Annotated in this window: 1 protein-coding gene; it reads right to left on the bottom strand. The window is 47.9% G+C overall.

From position 1 onward, the window contains the following. Positions 1 to 109: 109 nt before the first annotated feature. Positions 110 to 1,936: a reverse transcriptase domain-containing protein gene (locus tag ACTQ34_RS17755; protein ID WP_441364928.1), complete on the bottom strand. Its 1,827-nt coding sequence runs from the start codon at positions 1,934 to 1,936 to the stop codon at positions 110 to 112. Positions 1,937 to 2,579 lie beyond the last annotated feature (643 nt).

The following is a 2,579-nucleotide window of genomic DNA, read 5'->3' as shown; positions in this document are numbered from 1 at the left end:
AGTAGGGTGGGCGCCCAGCGCCTTACCGCATTACTGCGGCAGGTTTCCGAGTACCCCCCTCACGAACCGGACTTACACCTCTCGGCGTATCCGGCTCTCCCTTTGTCTGTCAGTCTAATTTGCCGGCGTGCAGTTTGTCATGACACGCACGGCATAGCGCCATAGTCTTGCGTTTGCGACCTATCATCACGATTTCCCACCCGGCTTTGCCTTTTAAGTCCTTGATTTTCCGAACATGGTGCATTTCGATAGGAACATTTTCCGCTCCGCACCATTCACACCTTTCGGCCTTCAATCGACTTATCAGGCTTGTCGAGTTGAGATTTCTGTGTACCATCGGAATAACATCCATTGCCGGGGCAGAAACCATTCTGTTGTCCTTTCTAAACCCGTCGTCATACAGATACGCTATTGCTTTTCCGCTTTTACTCGGATATTTCACGCCGAAGCGTTTATATCCGTATTTCTTACGGATACGGCTGATGCGTGTTTTGTATTTGGCGGCAAAGGTTTTGAACAGGCTGTACTTCATTACATAGTAGAAATCGCCCAAAACACTGACATTATCCGCTATGCGGTAGTAGTTGTAGATGCCCCTGATTTCCGCATTGTACTGGTTTAAGATTTCAAGGTCATCACCGTTGATTAGGTAGGTGCGTTCGGTAGGGATGAAGATTTCCCGACCCTCTCGGTATGTGATTTTCAACGCCGAATAATCAAGCAGCTTCTTCTGCCATTTGTCTCTGGAGACATACAACAGAATCTTTCCGCTCATGGATCGCATCTTGTGGCCATTTTTGCTGGTTGTTATATGGTCACTGTTGCTGGCAAAGACTTCAAAGCCTAAAAACCTGGCCTTATCTTTTGCCTGCGTTATCAGCGTTTTTTCATCGGATAATTCCAAATGGAGTTCTTCCGACAAAAACTGCTTGATGTCTAACTTGATTTTTTCAGCGTCTGCTTTACTGCCAATGACTCCACAAATCCAGTCGTCTGCATATCTTACATATTGCAGACGTTTGTATTCTGTGTCCATGGGGTCATATGCCGGCATTTGCCGTTTGAGGGCTGTTTTTTCCCTGATTTCCCGCAAGGCCGTATCTCTTGCCGTTTCGTCCATTTCTTCCCACATTTCCGGCTTGTATTTGCCTTTTTCAAGCCATCGAATTTGTTCATGCAGTTTCCAATATGGGGTGTACTTGTCCCGCCGCGCTCCGTTTCTGAAAGATGCCATGTACTGCTCCATGTATCTGTCAAACTCGTTTAGGTAGATATTTGACAGAATAGGACTGATGATGGAGCCTTGTGGGGTGCCGGAGTAGGTGCGGTGAAAAGTCCAGTCCTCAAGGTATCCCGCTTTCAGAAACTTCCATATCAAAGCAAGAAAATACTCATCATGGATGCGCCTGCGCAGGATTCCTACGAGAACTGTGTGGTCTATGTTGTCGAAGAACGACTTAATATCGCCCTCTATAAACCACCTTGTTCCGCTAAAGTTGCGCTGTAACTGCAAAAGTGCCGTGTGGCAGCTTCGGTTAGGCCGAAAACCGTGGGAATAGTTGGAGAAAGTCGGCTCATAGATAGCCTCCAGCAACATCCGCACGATTTCCTGCACCAGCTTATCATCAAAAGACGGGATGCCCAGCGGGCGCATTTTTCCGTTCTTTTTCTTGATATAGGTACGTCGTGCGGGATTTGGCCGGTAACTGTGGTCTTTTAGACTTTCAATCAGTTTTCCGATACGCTCCATACCCATTCCGTCTATGGTCTGCCCGTCCGTTCCGGGAGTCATATTTCCGGGCTTGGCATAGATGTTGTAGTACGCCTGCAAATAAAACTCTGGGTTATAAAGGTTGCGATACAGGCGCTCATAATGATAGGTTGGGGCTTTTGCTTTGGATTTCAGACTGTTCAATACGTCGATTGGATTTCTCATGGTGTCTCACACACCGTTCCTTTCTCTATATTGATAGACAAACTGGCCCCCTTCGCCATGTAGACGGTTTTCCCGCCCTCGGACTACTATGGGACCTCCGTTACCATGCCGGATTTTCAGCGTCATCTTCCTTGGGGTGTTAATCCTTGGAATTTATCACCTTGCGGCATTACGCATAGCCCTGTGGGGCGTTCCGGTTTAGGTAATCTCCGGTTAGACTGTTGGGAATGGCTTGTCAGTTTGTCGGATATGACGTTCGCCCTTTGCCGCTTATTGCGGTTGGTCGGTACAAAAGTATCATGAACACCTTCACCTAGCCTTTATGAAGTTCCTTGTACCGCCTGACACTTCAGCTATCGTGTATCAGGGACTCGAGTATGACCCCTCGGACTGTCATTCAGGCAATCCAGCTTTTATCCTCATAACTGACCTTTCATCTTGCAGTTCAGTCGCGGCACGGATAGCTCTGCCGACTTACCGCTTTCCCGATATGCTACACTCCCCGCGCAGTTTCCCTTGCGGATAAATCGGGTGATGACAACTTTTTGATACTTTTATGTTGCTGCTGTGCCAACAGCAGAATTCCTAACAGTCCGCGGGCACCTTCGTATCACACGAAACAAGGTGTCCTTACGGACGCACG

The sequence above is a fragment of the Agathobaculum sp. LCP25S3_E8 genome, from assembly GCF_052117165.1.
Lineage (GTDB): Bacteria > Bacillota > Clostridia > Oscillospirales > Butyricicoccaceae > Agathobaculum.
This window is presented reverse-complemented; position numbering and strand designations above follow the sequence as displayed.

Excerpts from the sequence above, each read along its gene's own strand:
- ACTQ34_RS17755 (WP_441364928.1), bottom strand. The coding sequence starts at position 1,936 with ATGAGAAATCCAATCGACGTATTGAACAGTCTGAAATCCAAAGCAAAA.